Source organism: Nonomuraea sp. NPDC050547 (genome assembly GCF_044457345.1).
Classification (GTDB): domain Bacteria; phylum Actinomycetota; class Actinomycetes; order Streptosporangiales; family Streptosporangiaceae; genus Nonomuraea.
Genome location: NZ_JBITGW010000008.1, coordinates 360357 through 385932 on the forward strand (window position 1 = coordinate 360357; position 25576 = coordinate 385932).

At 71.2% G+C, this 25576-nt stretch carries 20 protein-coding genes; 14 read left to right on the plus strand and 6 right to left on the minus strand.

Translation table 11 applies throughout. The features are described 5' to 3' along the window. The first annotated feature begins 35 nt into the window (after positions 1 to 35). Entirely contained in the window at positions 36 to 950 is a 915-nt protein-coding gene (locus tag ACIBHY_RS22325; protein WP_397307612.1) for a Ku protein, read from the plus strand. Between the two features lie 115 nt (positions 951 to 1065). Here the strand turns inward: ACIBHY_RS22325 and ACIBHY_RS22330 are convergent, their stop codons facing one another. Beyond that, positions 1066 to 1524 (minus strand): hypothetical protein, encoded by a 459-nt coding sequence (locus ACIBHY_RS22330; protein WP_397251386.1) that lies wholly within the window; start codon positions 1522 to 1524, stop codon positions 1066 to 1068. A 191-nt stretch (positions 1525 to 1715) separates the two neighbouring features. Further along, complete coding sequence (locus tag ACIBHY_RS22335) at positions 1716 to 2045, minus strand: hypothetical protein (RefSeq protein WP_397251384.1); 330 nt, start codon at positions 2043 to 2045, stop codon at positions 1716 to 1718. A 251-nt stretch (positions 2046 to 2296) separates the two neighbouring features. On the opposite strand from ACIBHY_RS22335, the gene ACIBHY_RS22340 reads away from it, so the two are divergent. From ACIBHY_RS22340 to ACIBHY_RS22380, 9 genes are all read left to right on the plus strand, one after another. Further along, on the plus strand, positions 2297 to 3196 hold the full coding sequence (locus tag ACIBHY_RS22340) for an alpha/beta fold hydrolase (protein WP_397307613.1): 900 nt from the start codon (positions 2297 to 2299) through the stop codon (positions 3194 to 3196). A gap of 42 nt (positions 3197 to 3238) precedes the next feature. Then, a complete protein-coding gene (gene moeZ, locus ACIBHY_RS22345) occupies positions 3239 to 4420 on the plus strand; it encodes an adenylyltransferase/sulfurtransferase MoeZ (RefSeq protein ID WP_397251380.1) in 1182 nt (393 codons plus the stop codon). 49 nt (positions 4421 to 4469) lie between these two features. Then, a complete protein-coding gene (locus tag ACIBHY_RS22350; protein ID WP_397251378.1) occupies positions 4470 to 5189 on the plus strand; it encodes a hypothetical protein in 720 nt (239 codons plus the stop codon). A gap of 176 nt (positions 5190 to 5365) precedes the next feature. Beyond that, complete coding sequence (locus ACIBHY_RS22355; RefSeq protein WP_397307614.1) at positions 5366 to 6601, plus strand: S8 family serine peptidase; 1236 nt, start codon at positions 5366 to 5368, stop codon at positions 6599 to 6601. A gap of 163 nt (positions 6602 to 6764) precedes the next feature. Further along, positions 6765 to 7565, plus strand: coding sequence for a hypothetical protein (locus tag ACIBHY_RS22360; protein WP_397307615.1), 801 nt, complete (start codon positions 6765 to 6767; stop codon positions 7563 to 7565). Continuing rightward, positions 7559 to 8713, plus strand: coding sequence for a S8 family peptidase (locus tag ACIBHY_RS22365; RefSeq protein WP_397307616.1), 1155 nt, complete (start codon positions 7559 to 7561; stop codon positions 8711 to 8713). The genes ACIBHY_RS22360 and ACIBHY_RS22365 overlap by 7 nt, the downstream gene beginning before the upstream one ends. Before the next feature lie 22 nt (positions 8714 to 8735). After that, the gene (locus ACIBHY_RS22370) at positions 8736 to 9089 is read left to right on the plus strand and encodes a hypothetical protein (RefSeq protein ID WP_397251370.1); all 354 of its coding nucleotides are present in this window, start codon (positions 8736 to 8738) and stop codon (positions 9087 to 9089) included. After that, positions 9083 to 9397: an MGMT family protein gene (locus ACIBHY_RS22375; RefSeq protein WP_379610521.1), complete on the plus strand. Its 315-nt coding sequence runs from the start codon at positions 9083 to 9085 to the stop codon at positions 9395 to 9397. The genes ACIBHY_RS22370 and ACIBHY_RS22375 overlap by 7 nt, the downstream gene beginning before the upstream one ends. Before the next feature lie 95 nt (positions 9398 to 9492). Beyond that, the gene (locus ACIBHY_RS22380) at positions 9493 to 12315 is read left to right on the plus strand and encodes a CDP-glycerol glycerophosphotransferase family protein (protein ID WP_397251368.1); all 2823 of its coding nucleotides are present in this window, start codon (positions 9493 to 9495) and stop codon (positions 12313 to 12315) included. A 342-nt stretch (positions 12316 to 12657) separates the two neighbouring features. On the opposite strand, the gene ACIBHY_RS22385 is transcribed toward ACIBHY_RS22380, so the two are convergent. Beyond that, the gene (locus tag ACIBHY_RS22385; protein ID WP_397307617.1) at positions 12658 to 13254 is read right to left on the minus strand and encodes a hypothetical protein; all 597 of its coding nucleotides are present in this window, start codon (positions 13252 to 13254) and stop codon (positions 12658 to 12660) included. A gap of 442 nt (positions 13255 to 13696) precedes the next feature. On the opposite strand from ACIBHY_RS22385, the gene ACIBHY_RS22390 reads away from it, so the two are divergent. Then, a complete protein-coding gene (locus tag ACIBHY_RS22390) occupies positions 13697 to 14527 on the plus strand; it encodes a nitroreductase/quinone reductase family protein (RefSeq protein ID WP_397307618.1) in 831 nt (276 codons plus the stop codon). 63 nt (positions 14528 to 14590) lie between these two features. Here ACIBHY_RS22390 and ACIBHY_RS22395 read toward each other — a convergent pair whose 3' ends face one another. Further along, complete coding sequence (locus ACIBHY_RS22395) at positions 14591 to 15325, minus strand: SDR family NAD(P)-dependent oxidoreductase (RefSeq protein ID WP_397307619.1); 735 nt, start codon at positions 15323 to 15325, stop codon at positions 14591 to 14593. Positions 15326 to 15410: 85 nt separating this feature from the next. On the opposite strand from ACIBHY_RS22395, the gene ACIBHY_RS22400 reads away from it, so the two are divergent. From ACIBHY_RS22400 to ACIBHY_RS22410, 3 genes are all read left to right on the plus strand, one after another. Beyond that, the gene (locus ACIBHY_RS22400; protein WP_397307620.1) at positions 15411 to 15971 is read left to right on the plus strand and encodes a TetR/AcrR family transcriptional regulator; all 561 of its coding nucleotides are present in this window, start codon (positions 15411 to 15413) and stop codon (positions 15969 to 15971) included. A gap of 369 nt (positions 15972 to 16340) precedes the next feature. Then, positions 16341 to 19706 (plus strand): UvrD-helicase domain-containing protein, encoded by a 3366-nt coding sequence (locus ACIBHY_RS22405; RefSeq protein WP_397307621.1) that lies wholly within the window; start codon positions 16341 to 16343, stop codon positions 19704 to 19706. After that, on the plus strand, positions 19700 to 22963 hold the full coding sequence (locus ACIBHY_RS22410) for a UvrD-helicase domain-containing protein (protein ID WP_397307622.1): 3264 nt from the start codon (positions 19700 to 19702) through the stop codon (positions 22961 to 22963). Before ACIBHY_RS22405 ends, ACIBHY_RS22410 begins: the two co-directional genes overlap by 7 nt. Here ACIBHY_RS22410 and ACIBHY_RS22415 read toward each other — a convergent pair. Together ACIBHY_RS22415 and ACIBHY_RS22420 are read right to left on the minus strand one after the other, a co-directional pair. Then, positions 22955 to 24031 (minus strand): type III PLP-dependent enzyme, encoded by a 1077-nt coding sequence (locus ACIBHY_RS22415; RefSeq protein ID WP_397307623.1) that lies wholly within the window; start codon positions 24029 to 24031, stop codon positions 22955 to 22957. The genes ACIBHY_RS22410 and ACIBHY_RS22415 overlap by 9 nt on opposite strands. Further along, the gene (locus tag ACIBHY_RS22420; RefSeq protein WP_397307624.1) at positions 24028 to 25575 is read right to left on the minus strand and encodes an IucA/IucC family protein; all 1548 of its coding nucleotides are present in this window, start codon (positions 25573 to 25575) and stop codon (positions 24028 to 24030) included. Before ACIBHY_RS22420 ends, ACIBHY_RS22415 begins: the two co-directional genes overlap by 4 nt. Between the last annotated feature and the right edge of the window lies 1 nt (position 25576).

Sequence of the window (25576 nt, forward strand, 5' to 3'; positions counted from 1 at the left end):
CATACGGTGAGCCCTGCTATCGATGAGGAGTGCCCATGCGCGCCATATGGAAAGGTGCGATCTCGTTTGGGCTGGTCACGATCCCGGTGAAGCTCTACTCCGCGACCGAGCAGAAGGACGTCACCTTCCACCAGGTGCACCGCGAGGACGGCGGCCGGATCCGCTACAAGCGCGTGTGCACGATCGACGGTGAGGAAGTGGCCTACTCCGACATCGCCAAGGGGTACGAACTGGCGACGGGCGAGATCGTCGTGCTCACCGACGAGGACTTCGAGGACCTGCCGCTGACCACCTCGCGGCGGATCGACGTGCTGCAGTTCGCGCCGGCCGACCAGATCGACCCGATCTACTTCGCCAAGTCCTACTACCTGGAGCCCGACGGGCAGGGCGGCAAGCCGTACGTGCTGCTGCGCACCGCGCTGGAGAGTTCCGGGCAGGTGGCGGTGGTCAAGGTGGCGCTGCGCCAGCGTGAGTCGCTGGCCACGCTGCGGGTGCGCGACGGGGTGTTCGTGCTGGAGACGATGCTCTGGCCCGACGAGATCCGTACGCCCGACTTCGGTTTCCTCGAAGAGGACATCGACGTACGGCCGCAGGAGCTCAAGATGGCCGAGTCGCTCATCACCACGATGGAGGCGGACTTCGACCCGACCGAGTACCACGACACCTACCGCGAAGCGCTGCAGCAGGTGATCGAGGCGAAGGTCGCGGGCAAGGAGGTCATCGCGCCTCCGGGTGGCGAGGAGGAGGCCGGGCCCGCCGTGGACCTCATGGCCGCCCTGCGGGCCAGCGTCGAGGCCGCCAAGCGCGAGCGGGGCGAGCCCGCCAAGCCCAAGAAGGCCGCATCCACCGCCGCGTCCGCCTCGTCCGCCTCGTCCGGGAAGGACGGGAAGGACGAGAAGGAGGAGGCGGAGAAAGCCGCGCGCAAACGGAAATCCAGGAAATCCGCCTGAGCGCCGCTTTTCTCCGCCGCTCCGTCGCCAGGCTGGAAACATTTGTCTCCACACACATGTTGGGAGGGGGCCCCATTTCCTGGGGCCCCCTTTTTTCTCTTGCGGGTGGCTTTCGTTACCAGACGAAGTGCCGCGTGCGAACGCAGCCGCGCTCGCGGTGGACCCTCCAGCCCCGCCAGTGCTTGAAGTTGAGGTGTGCCTTGTTGACGTAGTGGCCTCGACGAATGGCGCCCGCGGGGCCGGCGAAGAGGCAGCGACCGCGCCACTCCGAGAAGCCGACGCTGGAGGCGCTGGCGCTGATGCCGGCGCTGGAAGCGCTGGCGTTCGCGGCGGTGGTCGATCCGAGGCCCAGGACGCCGCCCGCAAGGGCGGTGCTGAGCGCAGCGGCCGTGAGCATCCTCTTGACTGTGGACATGATGTGCTTCCCCTTGACGGTCTCTTGCAACTTCAGGCACTCTGCCGGTTTTATCTGGCTAATGCCCGGGATGGTTCTTACTTCTAGAGCCATCCTGGTTGTCAGAATTTCCGACCATTCATGATCATAAACTGTGGCCGGGATGGTTTTGCCACTCATAAACCCTGAGATTGCATTTATTGATACGTCTTCTCACGCTATGTCCCGATTTGGGTAGGTGTGCAGAAAACGCTCGGGTGGGCCCGTGGGGATATGTCGGCATACGTCGGCGGAGGCAGAGGGCATGGCGAGGCCGCGGAACCTCGGGGTTCCGCGGCCTGTCCTACGCCGGCCTCCTTAAGGCGGCGGCGCTACTGGAGCCACTTGTTCTTCGGGAAGTGCTTCGTGTGGCCCTTGGCGCAGAGGCCGGCGCCGCCCTTCTTGTACTTCTTGCCGGGGCAGAACTTCTTGTTCGCCCGCCAGTGGCCGGCGAAGAAGCGGGCGGTCGGCTTGTGGCTCTCCAGCTTGTACGAGCACTTCCTGCCGTTGAGCCAGCAGCGGTGGAACTTGGACTTGGCGGTCGTGACGCTGACGGCCGCGCTGGCGGCGCTGGTGGTGGTCACCGCTCCGAGGGCGAGCGTGCCGCCGGCGAGGGCGGTCGCGAGCGCCGCCGCCGCGAGCGTGGATTTGAACTTGGACATCGTGCTTCCCCCTGTTGGTCTGCACTCGTGTGCCCGGGCCGCAGAGATGACGCGACCTTGTTGGGCATCCTGCTGCCAGGATTTCCAGCCATTCATGCCCATAAACGGCAATCTATGCCTTTTATTCTCTATTTATGTGAGTTCGACTTATTTTTAACTGTATGTGCAGTTTTATCCGTAAATGTCATGATTGGTGGCATGCACTCGGGGCGGGCGGCTAACGTGGAAGGGCCGAGGGAAGGGGCGTTTGCGTGAACCAGCAGCCGATTCCGCACTGGCCGGGACGCATGGTCGGCCCGGTGTACGTCCGCTCGACCCCCGAAGGGGCGCCGGACAAGGCCGTGTTCGTCCATGGGCTGGCGGGTTCGGCCACCAACTGGACCGACCTCATGGACGAGCTCAAGGACATCGTCACCGGCTACGCGCTCGACCTGCCCGGCGCCGGCTACTCCCCGGCCCCGGCCGACGGCGACTACTCCGTCGACGCCCACGCCCGCGCCGTCATCGGCCTGCTCGAAGAGGTCGGACCCGCGCACCTGTTCGGCAACTCACTCGGCGGCGCCGTCGCCGTCCGCGTCGCCGCCCTCCGCCCCGACCTGGTCCGCTCGCTCACCCTCGTCTCACCCGCGCTCCCCGACCTCCTGCCGAGGTACGGCCCCGCCCGCGTGGCAGCCGCCGCCACGCCCCGGATCGGAGAGTGGGTGGCGGGCAAGCTCATGCTCGTCCCCGCGGCCCAGCGGGTCAGCGCCTCGGTCGCGATGGTCTGGGCCGACGCCGGCAGGGTCCACCCCGACCGGCTCAGCGAGGCGGTCGAGGAACTGCGCCGCAGAGACGGCCTCTCGCACACCGCCCGCTCGATGATCGGCTCGGCCCGCGGCATCGTCGCCGAGTACTTCCGCCGCGGCGCCGGCAACCTCTGGAACCAGGCGGCCCGCGTCACCGCGCCCACCCTGGTCATCTACGGCAAACTCGACCGGCTCGTCCGTCCCGCGATGGCCGCGAAGGCCTGCCGTACGTTCAGGCAGGTCAGGATGGTCCTGCTGCCGCGCGTCGGGCACGTCGCGCAGATGGAGCGGCCCGACGTCGTGGCCGCGGAGGCGCGTCGTCTGATCGGTGAGACGCGATTGGGGAATGCCCCACTCGCCAGCTAGGTTTCTACGAGAGATAAGAACCCCGAAACGGGAGCGTAGAACGTGTCGTTGCCACCGCTGGTCGAGCCGGCCGCCGAGCTGACCGTTGACGAAGTGCGCCGCTACTCGCGCCATCTGATCATCCCCGATGTGGGCATGGCCGGGCAGAAGCGGCTGAAGAACGCCAAGGTGCTGTGTGTCGGCGCGGGCGGCCTCGGCTCGCCCGCGCTGATGTACCTCGCCGCCGCCGGCGTCGGCACGCTGGGCATCATCGACTTCGACGTCGTCGACGAGTCCAACCTGCAGCGCCAGATCATCCATGGCCAGTCCGACGTGGGCCGGCTGAAGGCCGAGAGCGCAGCCGCCACGGTCAAGGAGATCAACCCGCTGGTGGAGGTCGTGATCCACAACGCGGCGCTGACCACCGAGAACGTGATGGACATCTTCTCCGGCTACGACCTCATCGTCGACGGCACGGACAACTTCGCCACGCGTTACATGGTGAACGACGCCGCGGTGCTGCTCGGCAAGCCGTACGTCTGGGGGTCGATCTACCGCTTCGACGGCCAGGCGAGCGTCTTCTGGGCCGAGCACGGCCCCTGCTACCGCTGCCTCTACCCGGAGCCACCGCCTCCCGGCATGGTTCCCTCCTGCGCCGAGGGCGGCGTGCTGGGCGTGCTGTGCGCGTCCATCGGCTCCATCCAGGTGAACGAGGCCATCAAGCTCCTCACCGGCATCGGCGACCCGCTGGTCGGGCGGCTGATGATCTACGACGCCCTGGAGATGAAGTACCGCGACGTCAAGGTCCGCAAGGACCCCGAGTGCGTCCTGTGCGGCAAGAACCCGACGGTCACCGAGCTGCTCGAGGACTACGAGGCGTTCTGCGGCACGATCTCCGACGAGGCCGCGCAGGCCGCCTCCGGCTCCACGATCACCGCGGCGGAGCTCAAGGAGATGCAGGACAAGGGCGAGGACATCTTCCTCATCGACGTCCGCGAGCAGGGCGAGTACGAGATCGTCGCCATCCCCGGCGCCACGCTGATCCCCAAGGGCGAGTTCCTCAACGGCTCCGCCCTGGAGAAGCTGCCGCAGGACAAGCGGATCGTGCTCCACTGCAAGTCCGGCGCGCGCAGCGCCGAGGCGCTGGCGATCGTGAAGAACGCCGGGTTCTCGGACGCCGTGCATGTGGGTGGAGGGGTCCTGAGCTGGGTAAAGACGGTAGACCCCAGCCTGCCGACATACTGAGTCCGGCATCTGGGGATGGCATTAGGTTCCCAGCATTAAGGTCGGTGCCGTGAGCAACGCCCGCCCCTGGCCCGCCCTCGTGGTGGCCTCCGTGCTGACTCTGGTCTGCGCGGTGGCCGCCGGAGTGGCGGCCAGCGCGGCGGGCACCGAACTGTCCAGGGGGCCGACCGCCGCCGAACTGGCCGCCGCCGCCAAACGCGAGGTGTCCGAGCGCTGGCGCACCTGGCAGGCGGGGAAGATCTTCCCCGCCACCCTCGCCTACTCCGCCGAGCAGGGCGGCCAGGAACGTGCCACCAGGATCGGCATCTCCCCGCAGACCGGCTGCCAGCAGGCCGTCGACAAGAAGGCCGTCAAGGCGCTGCGCTCCCACGGCTGCCGGGCCGTGCTGCGGGCCACCTACATCGACGCGCTCCAGGGCGTGGTCGTCACCGTCGGCGTGGTCGCGCTGCCCGACGAACTGCGCGCCTCCCGGGCCAAGGCCGCCTTCCCGCAGGGCGGCAAGGCGATGCCGGGACTGCGGCCCGTCGCCTTCCAGGGAACGGTGACCGACCGCTTCACCTCCGCGGTGCGCCAGGCGGGCTCGGTGCGGCAGGCGGGGCCGTACCTGGTGCTGACCACCTCGGGCCAGGTGGACGGGCGGCCGGCGCGCGCGGTCGGCGAGCAACGTCCGACGATCTTCGCCTTCGCCGCCGAGCTGTCCGAGCGGATCCTCGCCGACCTCAGCGAGCCGCGGATGCCCGAGTGCGGCGCCAGGGAGTGGCGGTGCTGACCGCCCCCACGGCCTTCGGTGGCACGGCCAGGGGTACGGCCCCGCCCCCCAGCGAGCCGGACCCCTGCGCCCCGGCACGACGTGACCCGGATCCCGGCGCGACGGTGTGTGCGCCGAGTCCCTGTGTGGCGGGACGTGATGGTGGGGCGCGGCGAGCGGCGGGTCGTGGGGGGCAGGTGGTTCGGCGGGGGGTCCTGCTGGTGGTGGCCGGGCTGCTGGTGGCGACTCCCGCGCCGGCGCTGGCCGATGACATCCGGGGCAGTCAGCAGCCGGTGATCAAGACCCTGGGACTGCCCAAGGCGTGGCGGACCAGCAAGGGCGCCGGGGTGACGGTGGCGGTGCTCGACTCGGGGGTCGATCCCGGGCACCGCGACCTGGCCGGGTCCGTGGTGACGGGCAAGGACTTCACCGCGGGCGCCAACCCGCCGGGCGTACCTCCGCGCAAGCTGCACGGCACCTACATGGCCTCCCTGATCGCCGGCCACGGTCATGGGCCCGGCGGCAGGAGGGGCGTGATCGGGGTGGCTCCGTCGGCCAGGCTGCTGTCGGTCAGGGTGATCCTGGAGGACGAGGAGCCGGGCTTCCGGGAGTTCAACACCGCGGAGCGCTTCGAGGACGTCGTGGCCAAGGGCATCCGCTACGCCGTCGACCAGGGCGCCGACGTGATCAACATGTCGATCTCCAAGGAGCTGGCGACCAAGGAGGAGCGGGCGGCGATCCGGTACGCGATCTCCAAGAAGGTCGTGCTGGTGGCGGCGGCGGGCAACGACGGGCAGCGTAAGCCGGACGCCAACGGGTTCGCGCCGTACTCGTATCCGGCGGCCTTTCCCGGCGTGGTGTCGGTGGGGGCGACGGATCGGGGGCTGCGGCGGGCGTCGTTCTCGAACTGGAACCCGTCGGTGCTGGTGGCCGCGCCTGGGGTGGACATTCTGGGCGCGGGGCCCGGCGACGAGTACTGGGTGGGCAAGGGGACGTCGCAGGCGACCGCGCTGGTCTCGGGCGTCGCCGCCCTCATTAAGGCCAAATATCCGGACATGTCGCCTGCACTCGTGGCCCAAGCCCTCACCGCGGGCGCCACCCGGCGGCCCCCCGGCGGTTACGACACCGGCACCGGGTTCGGCGTCGTCAACGCCGCGGGTTCCCTGGACGAGGCGGCCAGGCTGGCCGGCCATACCCAGACCGCCAAGGGCGCGCAGGCCCAGGACCCGGCCCGCCCGATGGCCGGCGGCCACGCAGGGCCGATCCAGGTGATCAACCGCGACCGCCGCAGCGTCACCCTCTACGGCGCGATCGCCGCCGCGGGCGCGATCGCCTCCGTCACCTCGCTCGGCATTCTGGTAGCACTGGTAAGAAGGGCACGACGCGTCATACCCCAGCAGGACGCGTCATCCCGCCCCGGCGTGGACGCATGATCTCCCCTCCTCTGGGGACGAAATAGACACAAATGAGAATCGGTTCGGAAACGAGGCGGTGGTGAGGGCACGTAGGTCGAGCTCGGGACTGCCGCGAGCCGGGGGGAGCGACACACCGCGACGGGACAACCCGCTCGGAGCCGCCGCCGGCCGCCGCTCCCGCGTGCGCGCATGGCCCCCCGCGACGGGCGCCAAGGCCACCGCGGTGCGCGAGCGCGCCGAGGCCGCCGTGCTCCGGCAGGGCGTGCGCTACCGGACGATCTTCCGCGCCCTGCTGGCCGGGATCATCGCGCTGTCGGCGGTCATCGTGCTGACCGGCACCGTCGGACTGTTCTCCGAGACGCGGGCCCGCCCGCTCACCGTGGCCGAGCAGAACCGCTACAAGCAGGAGGAGATCGCCCGGCGCTGGCAGGCCTGGCCCGCCACGGGCGTGTTTCCCGAAGAGGTGAAGTACCTGGGCCTGGAGAAGGCCACCCAGTACGCCAGGCGCGTCGGCATCGCGCCGCAGGCCGGCTGCGACAAGGCCGTCGACCAGGCGGTCGCCGGGGTCCTGGCGGAGTTCGGCTGCGTGGCCGTGCTGCGGGCCACCTACGTCGACCAGACCTCCTCGTTCGTCATCACGGTCGGGGTCGCGGTGCTGAAGGACGAGGAGTCGCGGGCCTCGGTGACCGAGCAGCTCACGCTGGACGACCGGGTGGGCGTGCTGCCCGTGGCCTTCCCCGGCACCGTGACCGAGCGCTTCGGGATCGAGCAGCGCCAGCGCAACGCCTGGGTGGGGGCCGGGCCGTACGTCGTCTTCTCCACCGCCGGTTACGTGGACGGCCGCACGCGCGCCGCCGTACCCCCTGAGGAGATTTTGCACAGCGAGCTCTGGCCGGCCGCCAAGTCGATCGGGAACCAGATCGCCTACTTCCTCGCCGACCCGCCCGCGGTCCCGCCCTGCACGCAGGGGAACGTGTGCTGAGCGCCGTCCGCCTGCTCGCGGCCGCCGCGCTCGCATTCTCGGGTACGGCGCCGCCGCCCGTCCGCACCCAGCAGGAGTGGGTCCTGGACGCGCTCAACGTCGAGCAGGCGTGGACCCTCACCAAGGGAGCCGACGTCGTGGTCGCGGTCGTCGACAGCGGCGTGGACACGAAGATCAAGGAGCTGAAGGACAAGGTCACCGTCGGTCCCGACATGACCGAGCCCGCGCTCGACCGCCACCTGCCGCCGGGCAGGCACGGGACGGCCATGGCCGCGCTGATCGCCGGTTCCGGAGCCGACGGCGGGCTGGTGGGCGTGGCGCCGGAGGCGAAGATCCTGTCGCTGCCCCTGCCCGAGGAGGAGGACGGCCCGAACTTCCTGCCGCCGGCCCAGGAGCAGCCGGGGACCCGGGAGAGTCCGCTGGCCAGGGCGATCCGCTACGCGGCCAACCACGGCGCCAAGGTGGTGAGCCTGTCGCTGGGCGCCTACGGGCCGCACAAGTCGGAGCGTGAGGCGGTGTCGTACGCGCTGGGCAAGGGCGTCGTGCTGGTCGCGGCCGTGGGCAACGACGGGCAGACCAAGTACGCCAAGGACAACAGCACCTCCTACTGGAGTTTCCCCGCCGGGTACCCGGGCGTGATCGGCGTGGGCGCGGTGGACCGGCAGGGCCGGCGCGCCTCGTTCAGCAGCGACAACCTGTCGGTGCTGGTGACGGCGCCGGGCGTGGAGGTGCCGGTGGTGAAGGGCCAGGGCGACTACGAGCTGTCGTCGGGCACCAGTTCGGCGACGGCGCTGGTGGCGGGGGTCGCCGCCCTGATTAAGTCGAAATATCCGCAGATGTCGCCCGCGCAGGTGTCGCAGGCCATCGCCCTGAGCGCCCGGGGCAGACCCGCCGCCGGCTACGACGAGAAGGTGGGATTCGGCACCGTGGACGCGGCCGCCGCGCTCAACGCCGCCCAGCAGCTCTCCGGCCAGCGGCGCGAGGTCGACATGCCCTCCGGCCGGCACTTCGGCGAGGGCGAGGAGTCGCCCCAGCCGTCCCCGCCCGGCCCCGACCCGTGGCGCCTCTGGCTGTACGGCGCGGGCGTCATCCTGGCCCTCGTCACCTTCTGCGGCGCGATCATCGTGCTCAATCAGCGCAAGCGGTAAAGATCCGCTATGGTCGCGCGTCATGGGATACGAGCTACGCGTGGTTCGTGAGTCGCCACTGGCGTTCGCGGAGCTCGCGAAGGCGATCGCGCCGGCCGGATTCGAGCTGAGCGCAGCGGAGGAGATCCTCGCCAAACACGGCGGCGACGCCCATACCGTCGGCCGCTGGCGCGGTGAGATCGTCGGCGAGCCCGGCTCCGACTGGCACGTGGCGCAACTCGTCCGGCTGTCGTCCGTGCTCGGCGGCCGCCTGGTCGGCGAGGACGGCGAGGTCTACGCGCTGACCGACGGCGTCGTCGAGGTGATCGCCAACGGGAAGGCCGCCGAGATCGGCAAGTTCGACGAGATCGTCGCGGCGGGACCCGATTCATGGTGAACCCCTATGCCGAACGGGTCCTCGACGTCGTCGAGCGGATCCCGCCCGGCATGGTCATGTCCTACGGCGACATCGCCGAGTATCTGGGCGAGGGCGGACCCCGCCAGGTCGGCCGGGTCATGTCCACGTGGGGCGGCGGCGTGCCCTGGTGGCGGGTGGTCCACTCCGACGGCACCGGTGCCCCTGACCACGAGGAACGCTGCCTGACGCACTGGCGCGAGGAGGGCACCCCGCTGCGCGGCGACCGCGTCGACATGCGCGAGGCCCGCTGGCACGGGGATTCAGCGGATTCTCAGGAAACCCGCTGAGCTGCATATCCCCCCTCCGGGAGAATCCGCGGCATGTGATTCCCATTACCATGGCCTGAACAGCGACTGCGGGTCCGAAAGGCGGTGCCTTCCCAATGGCCACCGGCGTCACAGCCCAGGAGCGGCTGCGGGCTGTTCAGGACCTCTGCGACCGCGGGGAACCCTTCGAGGCGATCATGGAGGCGGCCCGGACCGCCGGGCCCGACCATGCCGCCGAGATCCTCAGCGGTCCGCTGGGCGCCAGGATGGACCAGGCGATCAAACGCGGAGCCGCGCGCAGGCGCGAGCTCGTCACCCTTCTGCGCCCCTATCTCGCCACCGTCGACCCCAAGGTCAAGCGCGAGCTCCCGGTGGCCCGCAGGCTTCTGTGCCACCTCATCGAGCACCGCGACCTCGACGAACTCGTCGACGGCGACGTCCTCACCACCGTGGTCGCCGCGGCGGCGGAGCCGTCCAAGCGCATCCGCAAGGGCCTGCGCTGGTACGCCGACCTGCCGCTGCGCGACGAACTGCCGCCCGCCCTCTACCGCCTGCGCCGCGCCGACCTGGTGCCGGTGACGCAGATCGACGACATCGTCTGGCGCGACGGCAAGCTGCTCGTGCGCGGCCATGCCTACCTCGCCGGGCTGTCGGTGCGCAGCCGCCGCTTCAACCGGGCCACCGTCGTGCTGCGCGGGCCGCGCTGGCTGCCGCCGGTGCGCATGCGCACCCGCCGCGTCCTCGCGCCCGAGGCCACGCACGCGGCGCGCGAGCCCGGATGCAACTACGACTGGTCCGGCTTCACCGCCGAGCTGAGTTCCTGGCCGCTGCGCTGGCGTGGCGGGGTCCGTGGGCTCGTGTCCGCGGTACGCCGCCGGATGCGGCACCGGCCGGCCGTACGCGACGCCACGACCTGGCGTGCGGAGATCGTCTTCTGGAGCCGCGGCGCCCGCGCCACCGGCCTGCTGCGCGGCGCCGCCGTGGGCCGCACCGAGCGTCCCGCCGGGCTCCGGGTCAAGCAGGGTCTCTGGGTACGCCCCGTCTGGACCTCCGACCGGGCCCTCCAGGTCGTCCTGCAGCCCAACAGGGCCGAGCTGACCAGCGTCAACGTGGATGGCGACCGGCTGGAGCTGAAGATCTTCCTGCCTGGCCGCAGCGTGACCAAGGGCCACGCCAGGCTCGGCGGGCACCGCATGGCCGCCGACTTCACGCCGGAGGCCGGCGGGACGCTGGTGACGGTCGGGCTGGCCGTACCGGCTCTGCTGCAGGAGAAGGACGGGCGGCGGCTGTGGGTCGAGCCCAAGGGCGACCCCGCGGCCTCCGTGATGCTCGGTGACGCGGCCGAGGTGCGCGCGACCGCGGACGACCGCGAGATCACCGTGCTCGCCGACCGTCGCGACCGCGTCGTCGTCTCCGCCCACCGCATCCGCCCGGTGCTCACCTCCGCGGTGTGGGAGGGCGAGCGGCTCGTGCTCCGCGGCAGCTACCCCGACGCGGCGGGCGCCCGCACGCTCACGCTGCGCCACCGTTCCGGCCTGACCTATACGGCCGCGATGGAGCGCTCCGAAGACCTGTTCACGGTACGGCTCGCGCCGGCGACCATGGACCGCTTCGGCGAGTCCGTGCCCCTGTCCTCCGGCACCTGGAACCTGTCCATGCGCCACCCGTCCGGCGAGATCGTCCCGGTGCGCATGGACCACGCCGCCCTCGGCGCCCTCGACGAGGACGCGCGCACGCTCGGCGGCCACGCCTTCCGCATGGTCTCCACCCGCTTCGACGTGCCCGTGGTGATCGCCGAGGAGGCGCGCCCCGCCGACGAGAAGGGCGTCGCGGGCACCCACGTGCTGCGCAGGGTCTTCTACCCGGCGCAGCGCACCGAGCCGCTCAACGACGCCACCGTCTACGTCGCCAACGACGGCCGCCTCTACTCCGACAGCGTCCGCGCCATCTACGAGGAGCGGCTGCGGCGCGGCGACGAGCGCGAGCACATCTGGGTCGTCAAGGACGGCGCCTTCGTCCCGCCCGGTCCTGCCACGGTCGTGCGCGCGGGCAGCAGGGAGCACCACGCGGCGCTCGCCCGCTCGCGCCACATCGTGACCAACGCGTTCCTGCCCGTCTGGTTCCGCTCCCGCGAGGACCAGGTCGTGCTGCAGACCTGGCACGGCACCCCGGTCAAGCACATCGGCAACGACCAGCCCCACATGACCCGTGACCCGCGCCCGCCGGTGTGGCATCGCCAGGCGGCCGAGGTACGCGGCTGGGACGTGCTGCTGTCACAGTCCCCCTGGGCGACGCCGGTGCTGCGCGAGGCGTTCGGCTACAAGGGCGAGGTGCTGGAGAGCGGCCTGCCGCGCAACGACGTGCTGTCCTCTCCCGAACGCGACCGGATGGCCGCGGAGATCCGCGCCCGGCTGGGGCTGGCGGAGGGCAAGCGCGTGGTGCTGTACGCGCCGACGTGGCGTGACTACGACCGCAAGAACGCGATGGTCAAGCTGGACCTGGCGAAGGCCAGGCAGTCGTTGGGGGCCGACCACGAGTTGCTGGTCAGGGGCCACCCGATGCAGGCGATGCCCGCCGTTCCCGACATCGCCCACGACGTCTCCACCTATCCCGACATGACCGACCTGTTGCTGGTGGCGGACGTACTGGTGACCGACTACTCCTCGTCGATGTTCGACTTCCTGGCGACGGGCAAGCCGATCGTGTTCTACGCGTACGACCTGGCGAAGTACGCGACGAGGAGAGGCCTGTACGTGGACCTGGAGGCACAGGCGCCGGGCCCGGTGCTGCCGACGTCGGGCGAGGTGGTGGAGGCCCTGCGCTCGATCGACACGGTGGCGGCCGAGTACGCGGACCGCTACGAGACCTTCCGCGCCACCTACGCCCCCAGAGACGACGGCAAGGCAACCGCCCGAGTAGTGGACCACCTCTTCTCCTGACAAGGGCAAGGTGGCCGCCACGCTCCCGCGCCTTCCAGGCCGAAGGCATGGTGGTCGCTGCGCTCCCGCGTGTCTCCAGCCGAGCCGCGGCCTCGGCCCCTGAAGGTCCTCGCTCCGCTCGGGCGCCTTCTTGCGCCGCTTTCGCCCGCGACTGGCCAGGTCATGGCACGTCCTGTCGCTTGCCGGAGCGAGGCCAGGTACGGGCGGCGTGGCGGCGCGCACCTGGAGGCGATCAAGGAGTCACCGGCGGCAACTATTTGGTCGGCGAATCTGCGCGTGGAAAGGCAGGGGGCGCGCCGTTCATCATGGAGTTGACGACCCCGTCGATCAAGGGACCGCCGCTCACACGGGATGCCGAGTGCCTTCACGCCGACGCGTGGGGCGGGCTTCAGGTGGCGGGGTGCCACCGGCCCGCCTGCTGAGGCGCAGCTTTCCCTTCTCCGGCACTTTCGCGTGTTTGGCCAGGACCTCCAGTGCCGCAACGACTTCCGGTGAGAGCGGCAAAGTGCCGGGCAGGGAGGTCGGAAACGGGGGCACGGCGGACTCGTCCAGGAGCTTGCCGATGGCTTGATGCGACATGCCCAGCAGGAAGCCGATATCCCGGTGGACATACCCGCGATTCGCGAGGGCGGCTACGGTCGTGCGCGTGGCTTCGGCGGCCTGCTGCCGGATGAGCTCTGCCGTGAGGCGTGCCCGCAAGGTTGCTTCCAGGGCGCGAACTATCTCTTCGTCAGCGACTCGCACACAGAAATCAGCGTCGATCTTGTCGGGTTCGGTGTCGAGCATGGTGGCGACGAGGTCGCGGGCCATCTCCTCGGCCTGCTCCAGCCGCTTGACCTGGGTCGGGTAGGCGCGCTTGAGACCGGGGCCGGAGACGGTCAGCGCCCACCAGCCATCGGACCTCGTCGCGGTGATGGTGTAGATGTCGCGCTCGCTCACTGCTCCTCCTCCTGGTCCTTGGCGAGTTGGCGCATCCGCCGCTCCAGATCCCGCTTCTTCATGAGTCTAGGCTACTGAGGTTGCAGAGATCTAGGCAACCATGGTTGCAGTAATTGGCGCCGCTGGTTGCGGTGCCGCCCGAGCGCCGCGGGGCGACGTGTCTGGAGGGCGGCCTTGCTGGTTAGAACGGGAGGGACCTATGGGCGGTGGCGGGTCGGGGCGGTGGCACGGTCGCTGTCCCGGGTTCCCGATGGCGTCTTCTTGGGTGGTTTGAGGCGGGGTGGTTTGGGGGTTAGGGTGAGGATTTGTGACTGCCGGGTCGGCCATGGGCCATGAGCGAGAGAGGTACCCGGCCAAGGCGTGAGCGATGGGCGGGCGCGTAGCCCGCCTCATCCCCGTCTTCGCCCCTACCTCTCATCGAAGCCCACACCCATGGAGAAGAATGCCGTTCGATTTCAACAAGCAGATCATCGAGGAGTTCCGGGCCAATCGTGGCCGGGTTGGGGGTCCTTTCGAGGGCGCTCGGCTGCTCCTTCTCACCACCACCGGGGCGCGTTCCGGTGGGCAGCACACCGTTCCGCTCGGGTACCTGCATGACGGGGGCGAGCAGGTTCTGGTCATCGCCTCCGCCAACGGGGCGGATCGTCATCCGGCCTGGTTCCACAATCTCGTCGCTGAGCCCGCCGTCAACGTCGAAGACGGGATCTTCACCTATGAGGCGCGGGCGACCGTGCTGGAAGGCGCGGAGCGGGAGGCGGCCTGGGCGCGGGCGGTCGAGGCCGATCCCGGGTGGGACGAGTACCAGGCGCGCACCTCTCGGGTGATTCCCGTGATCGCGCTCAAGCAGACCGGGGGCGGGCCGCCGCCGGCCTCGTCGTTCGGCGAGGCGCTGCGGATGATTCACGACGCCTTCCGGCGGGAACTGGTGCTCATCCGCAAGGAGGTCGCCGCGTCGGGGCCGGGGCTGGGGGCGCAGTTGCGGGTCAACTGCCTCACCTTGTGCCAAGGGCTGCACGTTCACCATTCGCATGAGGACGCGGGGCTGTTTCCCGCTCTGTCGGCGCGGTATCCGGAACTCGCCGAGGTGATGGATCGGCTCGGTGCCGAGCACGAGAAGGTGGCCGTGCTGCTGGCCAGGTTGCAGGAGGTCGTCTCGACCGAGAGCGCGGATACGCCGGCCGTGCTCAAGGAGGTCGAGGAGCTCGCCAGTGCGGTGGAGCAGCACCTCGACTACGAGGAGGAGCAGCTCATCCCGATTCTCGACGGGGCCTGACGTTCGCGCTGACGGGCCGGGTTCGCCGTCCCGGCCCGTCGGGTTCCGGCTTCCGCGACGTCTTCAGGCGGTGGTGCCGGCGTCGACGGTGATGGCGGTGCCGGTGATGTTGCGGCCCGACGGGCCGGCCAGGTGGACGACGGTGGCGGCGATGTCGTCCGGGTCGACGTAGCGGCCCAGGGCCGTGAACGAACGTTCGGCGTCGGCGTCCGGGCCGTCGGCGGGGTTCATCTCGGTGTCCGTGGAGCCGGGATGTACCAGGTTGGCGGTGATGTCCAACGGGCCCAGATCGCGGGCCAGCCCTTTGGTGAGGCCGATGAGGGCGGACTTGCTCATCGAGTACAGGGTCCACCCGGCATAGGGGACGCGTTCCGCCAGGCTGCTGCCGATCGTGACGATCCGCCCGCCGTTCCGCATGTACGGCACCGCCGCCTGAGCCAGCAGAAACGCGGCACGCGCGTGGACCGCCATCGTGCGGTCGAGCTCCTCCAGCGTGACTTCCTCCAAGGGGCCGTAGGGGGCGATGCCGGCGTTGTTCACCAGGATGTCGAGCCTGCCCAGGATGCCCGCGGCGTGGTCGACGGCGGTGCGGAGGGCGCGTTCGTCCGCGGCTTCCGCCTGGATGGCGGTGCCGCGCCGCCCGGCCGCCTCGATGTCCTTGACCACGGCCTGGGCCTGGTCGGCGGCGCTGGCGTAGGTGATGGCGACATCGGCCCCGGCCGCGGCCAGGCCGCGGGCGATGGCGGCGCCGATGCCCCTGCTGCCGCCGGTGACGAGGGCGGCCTTTCCGTGCAGCATGATGATCCTCCATAAACGGAATAGGTTCCGTTTTGACGATAAGCGGAATTGGTTCCGCTTGGCAAGGGGTCGATAGGGTGGCCGGGTGACGCAGGAGCGGGCCGACGCCGCCAGGAACCGGGCGAAGATCCTCGCGGCGGCGGCCGAGCTCGTCGCCGACAAGGGCATCGAAGGGCTGGGGATGGCCGAGGTGGCGGCCGCCTCGGGGGTGGGGGTCGGCACGCTGTACCGGCGGTTCGGGGACCGGTCCGGGCTCGCCTACGCGCTGATCGACGCCAAGGAGCGGGAGTTCCAGGAGTCGTTCCTGTCCGGGCCGCCGCCGCTGGGGCCCGGCGCGCCGTCGGGAGAGCGGGTCAGGGCGTTTCTGCACGGGCTCGTCGATCGGACGTTCGCGCAGCTGGACCTGTTGCTGATGGCGGAGACGGCGGCGCCGTTCGCGCGGTTCGGTGGGGCTTATGAGGCCTATCACCGGCATCTGTCATTGCTCATCGCCGACGTCAACCCGGCCACCGACGCGCCCTTCGCCGCCGACGCCCTGCTGGCGCCGCTCGCCGCCAACCTCGTGATCCACCGCGCCCGCCGGCCCACCGACCTCAAGTCCGGCCTCGACGAGGTCCTGCGCGGCGTCCTCGCGTCTCCGGCCTGATCCAGTCGGCTCAACCCGCCCCATCCGTTACGGCAAGCCGCCCCCACGCCACCCGCCGACCCTGGCGGGCGCCGATCGTGGGGGTCGCTTCTCACGTCGGACGTGGTCCCCGCCGTAACGGTCCCGTTGCCCGCCGGGCAGGGCGGCGGGCCGTACCGGATGAAGACAAGGGCGAGTGGCGGAGAAGGTGGGTGAGGGGCGGCGGGTTGGCGGGATATTGGGGGATTGGGCCGGTAGCGTGGGCGGACTCGTGGGGAGAACGGTCAAGGCGGCACGATCTACCCCTGTGGTCTGGTGGAATCTAGTGCTGTGAGTGGTCAGACCTGGCGGTTGGTGCGACGTGGGGGCGGGGGACCGGTTGAGGCCCCTGTGCTCGACGAGTACCAGCGTGCCGTGGTCGAACATCCCGGTGGGCCGATGCTCGTTCTGGCCGGTCCCGGTACGGGGAAGACGACCACTGTCGTGGAGACCGTCGTCGACCGGATCGAACGCCGCGGGCTTGATCCCGAGCGGGTGCTCATCCTCACGTTCAGCCGGAAGGCCGCCGGTGAGCTGCGGGAACGCGTCACCGGCCGGTTGCGCCGCACCACGCGTACACCGCTGGCCCTCACCTTCCACAGCTACGCCTACGCGTTGCTGCGGCGCGAGGCCCTGCGGGCGGGGATGGAGCCGCCGCGGCTGCTGAGCGGGCCCGAGCAGTTGCTGGAGATCCGCCGCCTGCTTCACGGCGAGCTGGAGGACGGCGCGCGCGAGTGGCCGCCGGCGTTGCGGGAGCCGCTGAAGACGCGCGGGTTCGCCGAGGAGCTGCGCGACTTCCTGTCACGGGCGGGCGAGCGCGGCCTCGACGGCGACCGCCTGGTCGCACTCGGCTACCAGCACGGCAGGCCCGACTGGGTGGCCGTGGGCACGTTCTCGCTGCGCTACCAGGAGCGTTTCGACCTCGACCCCGAGCCGGTGCTCGACTACGCCGAGCTGATCAAGGCCGCGGCCGGCCTCCTGTCCGACCCCGACGTACGCCGCCGCGAGCGGGCCGCCTACGACATGGTCTTCGTGGACGAGTACCAGGACACCGATCCTGCCCAGGAGTACCTCCTGCAGCAGCTCGCCGGGGACGGCCGCGACCTGATCGCGGTGGGCGACCCCGACCAGTCCATCTACGGTTTCCGCGGCGCCGACGTCCGCGGCATCCTGCGTTTCCCGGAGCGCTTCCGCACCCTGGACGGCCGCGAAGCGCCCGTGGTCGCCCTTCGCGTGTGCCGCCGCAGCGGCGCCGACCTCCTGACGGCCTCCCGCCGCGTCGCCTCCCGCCTGCCCGCCGCCCCCACCCCCGACGCGACCCTCACCCCGCCCGAGCCATCCGGTACGGCCCGGCCGCCCGCACCGGCGGCGAAGGAGCAGGACATCGCGTTCGAAACCCTGCTGACCGCCGGCCCGGCGGACGACGAGCCCGGCGCCCGTCGAGAACCCCCGGCCGAGGAATCGCCCACCCCGGTCGCCGTACCGAGGGAGCGGAAGGCCTGGGGGCACCGGGACCTGATGCCCCTGGACGACGCCGAACCCGGCGAGGTCAGGGTCCTGCTGGCCGACTCCACGAGCCAGGAGGCCGCCGTGGTGGCCGACGCGCTGCGCCGCGCGCACCTGATCGACGGCGTGCCGTGGCACCGGATGGCCGTGCTGGTCCGCTCGGCCACCCGGCAGGTGCCGTTGCTGCGCAGGGCGCTGGTGAGCGCCGGTGTGCCCACGATGGTGGCGGGCGACGAGGTGCCGATCGCCCAGGAGCCCGGGGTCCGGCCGTTGCTGACGATGCTCCGGATGGCCCTGTACCCGGGCGAGCTGGACGAGTCCGTGGTGGAGGAACTGCTCACCGGCCCGCTGGGCGGCACCGACATGATCGGTGTACGCCGCCTTCGCCGCGCCCTGAAAATCGCCGAAAACGAGGCCGCCGCCACAGAAGAGACCGCCACCGAAGAGACCGTCACAGAAGAGGCCGCCGGTGAAGGTGTCTCCGGGGAAGAGGAGGACGGGCCGGTGCGGTCTGTCAGGTCGTCGGGTGAGCTGCTCGTGGCGGCCGTCCTCGATGTCCGCGAACTGACCCGCGTAGAACCCCACATAGCCCACCCGGCGGAACGCGTAGCCCATCTCCTCCACGCCGCCAAAGAGGCCGCCAAGGCTCAGAGCACCGCCGAAGAGGTCCTCTGGGCGATCTGGCAGGGCAGCGGGCTGGCCGAGCGCTGGACCGACCTGAGTCTGTCCGGCGGCGCGAGGGGCGCCCAGGCGGACCGGGACCTGGACGCCGTGGTGGCGTTGTTCGATCACGCCGCCAGGTTCGTGGACCGCATGCCCAGGGCCGGCGCGGAGGTGTTCCTGGACGACATCGCCTCCCAGGAGATCCCCGGTGACACCCTGGCCGAACGCGCCCCGGACGGCGATGCCGTGCGGGTGCTGACCGCGCATCGCTCCAAGGGGCTTGAGTGGGATGTCGTGGTGGTGGCGGGCGTTCAGGAGGGCGTCTGGCCGGATCTGCGGCTGCGGGGCTCGATGCTGGGCGCCGAGGACCTGGTGGAGCTGGCCGAGGGGGCGCAGCCGAGTACCGCGTCCCTGGCCTCGAAGCTCTTGGCGGAAGAACGCCGCCTGTTCTACGTGGCCGCGACGAGGGCCAGGAAGAGGCTGGTCGTGACGGCGGTCGGCGGCGAGGACACCGACGAGCGGCCGTCGAGGTTCCTGGCCGAGCTGATGCCGGGCTCCGTGGACACGGCGACGGTGGACGACCAGGCCCGGTGGCTGAACATGTCGGCGCTCGTGGCCGACCTCCGCAGCGCCGTAACAGATCCCACAAAGTCGGCAAAAATCCGGCAGAAGGCCGCGCAGCAACTCGCCAGGCTCGCCGCCGCGGGCGTGCAGGGCGCGCATCCCAACGACTGGTACGCGCTGACGCCGATCTCCGACGACCGCCCCCTCGGCTGGCCGGACGACATCGTGCGCATCTCGCCCTCGGCCGTGGAGAGCTTCACCAAGTGCGGCCTGCGCTGGCTCCTGGAGACGGCCGTCGGCGCCGCCGGGACGAGCAGCGCCCAGGGCCTCGGCACGGTCATCCACGCCCTGGCCGTGCTGGCCGCCACCGACCTGCCCAGCGAGGACCTCCTCGGCCGCCGCCTGGACGACATCTGGAGCGAACTGGACTTCGGCGGCGTCTGGTTCAACCGCAAGCAGCGCCAGGTGGCCGAGCAGATGATCGCCAAGTTCCTGCGCTGGCACAAGGAGAACCCGCGCGAACTGGTCGCACTGGAGGAGGCGTTCACGGCCACGGTCGGCGACGGCGTGCTGATCAAGGGACGCGTGGACCGGGTCGAACGCGACTCCGACGGCAGGGCCGTCATCATCGACCTCAAGACCGGGTCGAGCAAGCCCAAGGCGGGCGACCTCGACCGCCACCCCCAGCTGGGCGTCTACCAGCTGGCCGCGCTGCTGGGCGCCTTCGCCAGGCACGGCATGACCGAGCCGGGCGGTGCCTCGCTGGTGCAGCTCGGCAAGGCGGGCGGCAAGAACGACGCGCTGGAGCAGGCGCAGCCCGCCCTGGCCGACGACCGGGACCCCACCTGGGCCAAGGACCTGGTCGACACCGTCGCGATCGGCATGTCGGGCCCGTTCTTCCAGGCGAAGGTCAACGACGGCTGCCGTACGTGCGCCGCGAGGGCCAGTTGCCCGGTCAACGACAACGGGGGCCAGGTGTGCTGAGTCCGGGAGAGCTCGCCGACAAGCTGGGCGTGCTGCCGCCGACTCCGGAGCAGGAGCATGTCATCCAGGCGCCGCTGGAGCCGATGGTCGTGATGGCAGGAGCGGGTTCCGGCAAGAGCGAGACGATGGCCGGGCGCGTGGTCTGGCTGGTCGCCAACGGGCTGGTGCGCCCCGAGAACGTGCTCGGCCTCACCTTCACCCGCAAGGCCGCCGCCGAGCTGGCCAACCGGGTGCGCGAGCGCCTCAACGGACTGGCGGAGGCCGGCCTGGTCGAGCCGTCGCTGCTGGACGACGAGCCGGCCGTCTCCACCTACCACGCCTACGCCGCCCGCCTGGTCACCGACCACGCCCTGCGGGAGGCGCTGGAGCCCACGATGCGCCTGGTCACCCCGGCCGTCTCGTGGCAGCTGGCCTCGCGGGTCGTGGCGATGTACGACGGGCCGATGGACAAGATCGAGCTGGGGCCGCCGTCGGTCACGGCCGCCGTACTGGAGCTCGCGGGAGAGCTGTCGGAGCACCTGCGCGCCGGCGGCGACGTGCGGGGGGTCGGCGAGTGGCTCGACGAGCAGTACGGCATGCTCCCCGCCAAGACCGTCGCGGCCCAGCGCAAGCCCATCGCGGTGCAACGGGCGAGAGAACAGCTCCTTCCCCTGGTGGCGGCGTACGAGCGGCTGAAGCGCGGCCGCGAGGTCATCGACTACGGCGACCAGATGTCCCTGGCCGCCCGGATCGCCGCCAAGCACCCCGAAGTCGGCCAGATCGAACGCGACCGGTTCTCCGTCGTCCTGCTGGACGAGTACCAGGACACCAGCCACGCCCAGCTCGTCCTGCTCAGGAGCCTGTTCGGCGGCGGTCACCCGGTCACCGCGGTCGGCGACCCCTGCCAGTCCATCTACGGCTGGCGCGGCGCCTCGGCCGGAAACCTGCGCCGCTTCTCCCAGGACTTCAGAACGGCCTCCGGCGACCGGGCTCCGGTGCGCCAGCTCTCGGTCAGCTTCCGCAACGGCGACCGCGTCCTCGACGTCGCCGCCCGGGTCCAGATCCCGCTGCGGATGGAAGCCAGGGAGGTCCCCGTCCTGGTGCCCGGCGCCAACCGCAAGGACCGCGGCCGCGTCACCTGCGCCTTCCACGAGACCGCCGAGGACGAGGCCGAGTGGATCGCCGAGGGCGTCAAGAAGATGCTCGGCCAGGAGGTCGCCCCGGACGGCCTGCCCTGGGGCGAGAAGGAACGCAAGAAGACCCTGGAGCTGCAGCCCCAGGACGTGGCGATCCTGGCCCGCAAGCGCTCGCAGTTCCCCGCCCTGCGCCGCGCCCTGGAGTCCCGCGACATCCCGGTGGAGGTCGTCGGCCTGGGCGGCCTGCTCACCGTCCCCGAGGTCAACGACATCGTCGCCACCCTCCGCGCCCTGTACGACCCGACGGCGGGAGACGCGCTGGCCCGGCTCATGGCCGGTCCGAGGTGGCGCATCGGCCCCGCCGACCTGCGCCAGCTCGGCGAGTACGCCCGCGAGCTCACCCGCGAGGCCAGGGAGGGCACGCGGCCGGAGAAGGACCCGCTCGACCAGGTGGTCGTGGACCTGGCCGAGGAACGCGGCAGCCTGATCGACGCCCTGGACGAGCTGCCCGACCGCGAGGAGTGGCTGGAGTCGTTCTCGCCGCTGGCCAGGAGCCGCCTGGTCGCGCTGGCCCACGAGCTGCGCCAGCTGCGCGCCCACACCGCCCAGCCGCTGCCCGACCTGATCACCGAGGTGGAACGGAAGCTCGGACTCGACATCGAGGTGGCCGCGCGCGGCGGCACGGTCAGCGCCTTCGCCGCCCGCGCCGACCTGGACGCCTTCCTGGACGCCGCCTCCCGCTTCGCCGGGGATGCCGAGGACCCGACGCTCGGCGCCTTCCTGGCCTACCTGGAGGCGGCGGAGAGCGAGGAGTTCGGCCTGGAGGCGGGGCGCGTCGGCGAGAGCAACAGCGTGAAGCTGATGACCGTGCACGCGTCGAAGGGCCTGGAGTGGCCGGTCGTGGTGGTGCCCGGCCTGTCGCAGCTGATCAGCTCGAAGGGCACGATCGCCACCGGCAGCATGTTCCCCGCGACACCGGTCACCAACAGCCGGTGGACGGACAACCCGCGCAAGCTCCCGTACCCCTTGAGAGGGGATGTCGCGGACCTGCCCCGGCTGGGCGGGCTGGGCAAGGAGGAACTGACCGCGTTCGACGAGCGCTGCCGCGCGCGCGACCTCATGGAGGAGCGGCGCCTGGCCTACGTGGCGGTCACCCGGGCCCACTACCACCTGATCGCCTCCGGCTACCGCTGGGGCAGCGCCACCAAGCCGCTGGAGCCGTCGGACTTCCTGCTGGAGATCCGCGACACCAGCGACCGCGTGGCCTTCTGGGCCCCTGACCTGGCCGACGGAGCGACCAACCCGCTGCTGGACGAGCCCGCCGAGGCCACCTGGCCGGTGGTACCGGAAGGCGACCGATACGAGGCCGTCCTGGACGGGGCCCGCCTGGTCGAGGACGCGCTGTCGGGCCGGCTCGACGCCGCGCCGGAGGAGCCGCTGAAGACGTTCGAGCAGGAGCGCGTCCGGGCCTGGGAGCGCGACACCGACCTGCTGCTGCGTGAACGCGAACTGTATCGGCGCGGCGGCGGCAGGACGGTCGAGCTGCCGTCGAAGCTGACCGTCTCGTCGCTGGTCACGCTGGCCGCCGACGCGAAGGAACTGGCCCGCAGGATCCGCCGCCCGGTCCCGGTCAAGCCCGCGCCGCTGGCCCGCCGGGGCACCTCGTTCCACCGCTGGCTGGAGACGCGCTGGGACCAGCAGCGCCTCATCGACGACTTCGAGATGCCCGGCCTGGACATCGTCGAGGAGGAGGCCGACGTACGGCTGGCCGAGCTGCAGGAACGCTTCGAGGAAAGCGAATGGGCCACCCGCAAACCCCTCGACCTCGAGGTCCCCTTCGAGACCATGATCGCCGACCGCCTGGTCAGGGGCCGCATGGACGCCGTCTTCCAGCTGCCCGACGGCACGTACGAGGTGGTCGACTGGAAGACGGGAGAACGCCCGGCGGGCAAGGCGGCCGCCGCCGCCTCCGTCCAGCTCGCCGCCTACCGCCTGGCCTGGTCGCACCTGGCCAAGGTCCCCCTGGACCAGGTGGGCGCCGCCTTCCACTACGTCCGCCCCAACGAGACCGTCCGCCCGGTGAACCTCCTCGACGCGGACGGCCTCATCGCCCTCATCGAAGCCGTCCCCACCTCAACCTGACAGGTAGTGGAACGTGGGTTTGGGGTGCATGAGGAAGTCGTGGTGGGAGATGTTCCAGGCGTAGGCGCCGGCCATGGCGAAGACCACGGTGTCGCCGACGTGGATGGAGGTGGTGACGGCTCGGGCGAAGACGTCCTTGGGGGTGCAGAGCTGGCCCACGACGGTTACGGGCTCGTCGCTCACGCCTGGACCGGTGCCGGTGGGGAGGACGGTGAAGGGCTGGTCGTGGCCCTTGGTGACGGGGGTTCTCAGGTGGTGGGTGCCGCCCAGCACGATCGCGTACGCCTCGCCGCGCACCCGCTTCACGTCCACGACCCTGGTCACGTAGTAGCCGCAGTACGCGGTCAGCGACCTGCCCGGCTCCACGCGGACCGTCTGGCCGGGGGTGCGCAGGCGGCCCAGGCCGGTGCCGTAGGCGGGCCAGTCGAAGCGGGCGGCGGGGTCATGGTAGTCCACGGCCATGCCGCCGCCCAGGTTCACCTCGCCGGGGTGGGTGGACAGCAGGGTTTCCGCCAGTTTCAGGAGCTGGTCGGCGTTCAGGCCGCTGGCCAGGTGGTAGTGGCGGCCGCGTAGCCGTACCCGGTCGTCGAACAGGGGCAGGCAGGTGCGCACGCCGTCGTCGTCCATGCCGAACGGGCCGCTCATCGTGAGGGCGGCGCCCTCGACGGGCAGGTCGGGGCTCACGCGCAGGAGGACGTCGGCGGCGCGGCCCGAGGCGAGCAGGCGGCGCAGTTCGCCGGGCGACTCCACGTGCAGGCGGTGGGCGGGCAGGAGTAGTTCCGCGTCGGTCTTGCCGGGGCCGCCGAGCGCCAGCGGCTTGTCCGGGAACAGGGCGCTGACGTGGGCGTGCTCGCCGCCCGATGAGACCTCGAAGCCGTCCACGTGGGGTTCGAGCACACGGAGCAGCGCGGGGTCGGGGTTGGCCTTGACCGCGTAGTAGAGCTCGATGCCGGGCAGTGCCCGGCGGACGGCCGTGGCGTGCGCGTCCAGGGCGGGCAGGTCGTAGACGTAGGCGGGCGCGGTGCCGGCGGCGGCCTCGGCGATCCGGGCCGCGTGCGTGAGGCTCATGCGAGCGGGTTCGCGATCGGGACGTAGCCGGCCGCGCGGTCGGCGGCCCTGGCCCAGCGCACCGACAGGTTGGCCTTGGCGGGCAGGGGCGCGCCGGCCAGCAGGTCCGACAGGGGCACGGGGTTGCCCAGGTCCGTGGCCACCTCGGCGATCACTTCCGCGGCGGAACGCCACAGGCGGGTCAGCGTCGCGTCGTCGGGCGCCACGCTGGCGGCGATCTCGGTGAGGTGGTTGACCAGCAGGCAGTAGGCGACCCTGGCCCAGCCGCGCTCGGCGTCGTAGGACAGGGCCTCCGCCACGCGGTCCGGCACCCCGGTCAGGTCGTGGCGGCCGGTGACCAGCTTGGTGCCCTCCAGGTCGCGGAAGACCGCCTCGGCGGGCAGCCCGTCCGCGTCGAGGCCGACCAGCACGTTCTGCAGGTGGGGCTCCAGGACCACGCCATGCCGGAAGTAGAGCTCCAGCACGGGCGGGACCAGCGCGGCGACGTAGGCGCGCCACCACGCGGCGGGGTCCGGCGTGCGGACGCCCTCGGTGGCCAGCGCTCCGGCCAGCACCGGCGTGACGCCGGGGGAGGTGACCGACCACGGGCTGGACCGCACGATCACGCCTAGCCCCTCCAGCAGCCGCGTGCCCAGGCCCGCGGAGCGGTAGCCGGGCTCGGGCAGCCATCGCGTCGCAGGGTATTTGCCGGAAATTTCATCGAATATCGGGCCCAAACGGCGGTTCAGCTCCACCGCCCCCGCCAGCTCATACCAGGCGTTCTTCCGCACACAATTCGTGATCCGGACATCCAGCGAGAACTTCAGGCAGACCCCGAGATCCGGCGCGTAGACCGTCCGCACCGACGACGTGGGCACCACCACCGGCCCCGGACCCAGGTCTACCAGCCGGTCGTCGAAGACCGGGCCGAGCAGGTCGAGCTGCCACGGGTGCGCGGGCAGCAGCGCGTATCCGGGCGGCGCCTCACCCAGGCGGTCCAGCACGCCGGTCACACCCTCCTGCGCCACCACGTCGGAACGCACCCCCAGCAGCCGCACCGGGAACCGCGCGTGCGCCTCGGGCGCGTAGGCCAGCCAGTCGCGCCCGCCGCGCGCCTTCGGGCTCGGATGGAACGGATGCCCGTAGACCAGCGCCTGCTCCGAGGCCAGCCACGGGTCGGCGGGCGCGACCGCCTCGGCCCGTGCCCGCAGGATCGCCTCCAGCGCCTCGCGGCTGGCCGCCACCTGGCCGGCGAACTCGGCGTTCACCTCGCCGAGGCTCAGGTCGGATACGGCCCGCCGTACCAGCTCATCGGTGGTCAGGGGCACCCAGACGCCCTGCTCCAGCCGCTCGGGCGGGCCGGTGAAGCGCAGCGCGGCGCCGCCGCGCGTGCGTGCCCGCAGCAACGTCCCGCCCACCCGCAGCAGCAGGTACGGCGGCGCCGGCCACACCAGGCCGCGCGGCCCCGCCACTTCCCGCACACAGCAGCGCAGCAGCGCGGCCAGAGTCGCCTCCTCGGCCCGGGGAGGCGACGCGGCGGGGGAGTCGAGGACCAGGCTTTCCACG

What these genes read in the sequence shown, in the direction of transcription:
- ACIBHY_RS22325 (WP_397307612.1), top strand. Translation starts at nt 36, where the DNA reads ATGCGCGCCATATGGAAAGGTGCGATCTCGTTTGGGCTGGTCACGATC.
- ACIBHY_RS22330 (WP_397251386.1), bottom strand. Translation starts at nt 1,524, where the DNA reads ATGAGTGGCAAAACCATCCCGGCCACAGTTTATGATCATGAATGGTCG.
- ACIBHY_RS22335 (WP_397251384.1), bottom strand. Translation starts at nt 2,045, where the DNA reads ATGTCCAAGTTCAAATCCACGCTCGCGGCGGCGGCGCTCGCGACCGCC.
- ACIBHY_RS22370 (WP_397251370.1), top strand. Translation starts at nt 8,736, where the DNA reads ATGGGATACGAGCTACGCGTGGTTCGTGAGTCGCCACTGGCGTTCGCG.
- ACIBHY_RS22375 (WP_379610521.1), top strand. Translation starts at nt 9,083, where the DNA reads ATGGTGAACCCCTATGCCGAACGGGTCCTCGACGTCGTCGAGCGGATC.
- ACIBHY_RS22380 (WP_397251368.1), top strand. Translation starts at nt 9,493, where the DNA reads ATGGCCACCGGCGTCACAGCCCAGGAGCGGCTGCGGGCTGTTCAGGAC.
- ACIBHY_RS22390 (WP_397307618.1), top strand. Translation starts at nt 13,697, where the DNA reads ATGCCGTTCGATTTCAACAAGCAGATCATCGAGGAGTTCCGGGCCAAT.
- ACIBHY_RS22395 (WP_397307619.1), bottom strand. Translation starts at nt 15,325, where the DNA reads ATGCTGCACGGAAAGGCCGCCCTCGTCACCGGCGGCAGCAGGGGCATC.
- ACIBHY_RS22415 (WP_397307623.1), bottom strand. Translation starts at nt 24,031, where the DNA reads ATGAGCCTCACGCACGCGGCCCGGATCGCCGAGGCCGCCGCCGGCACC.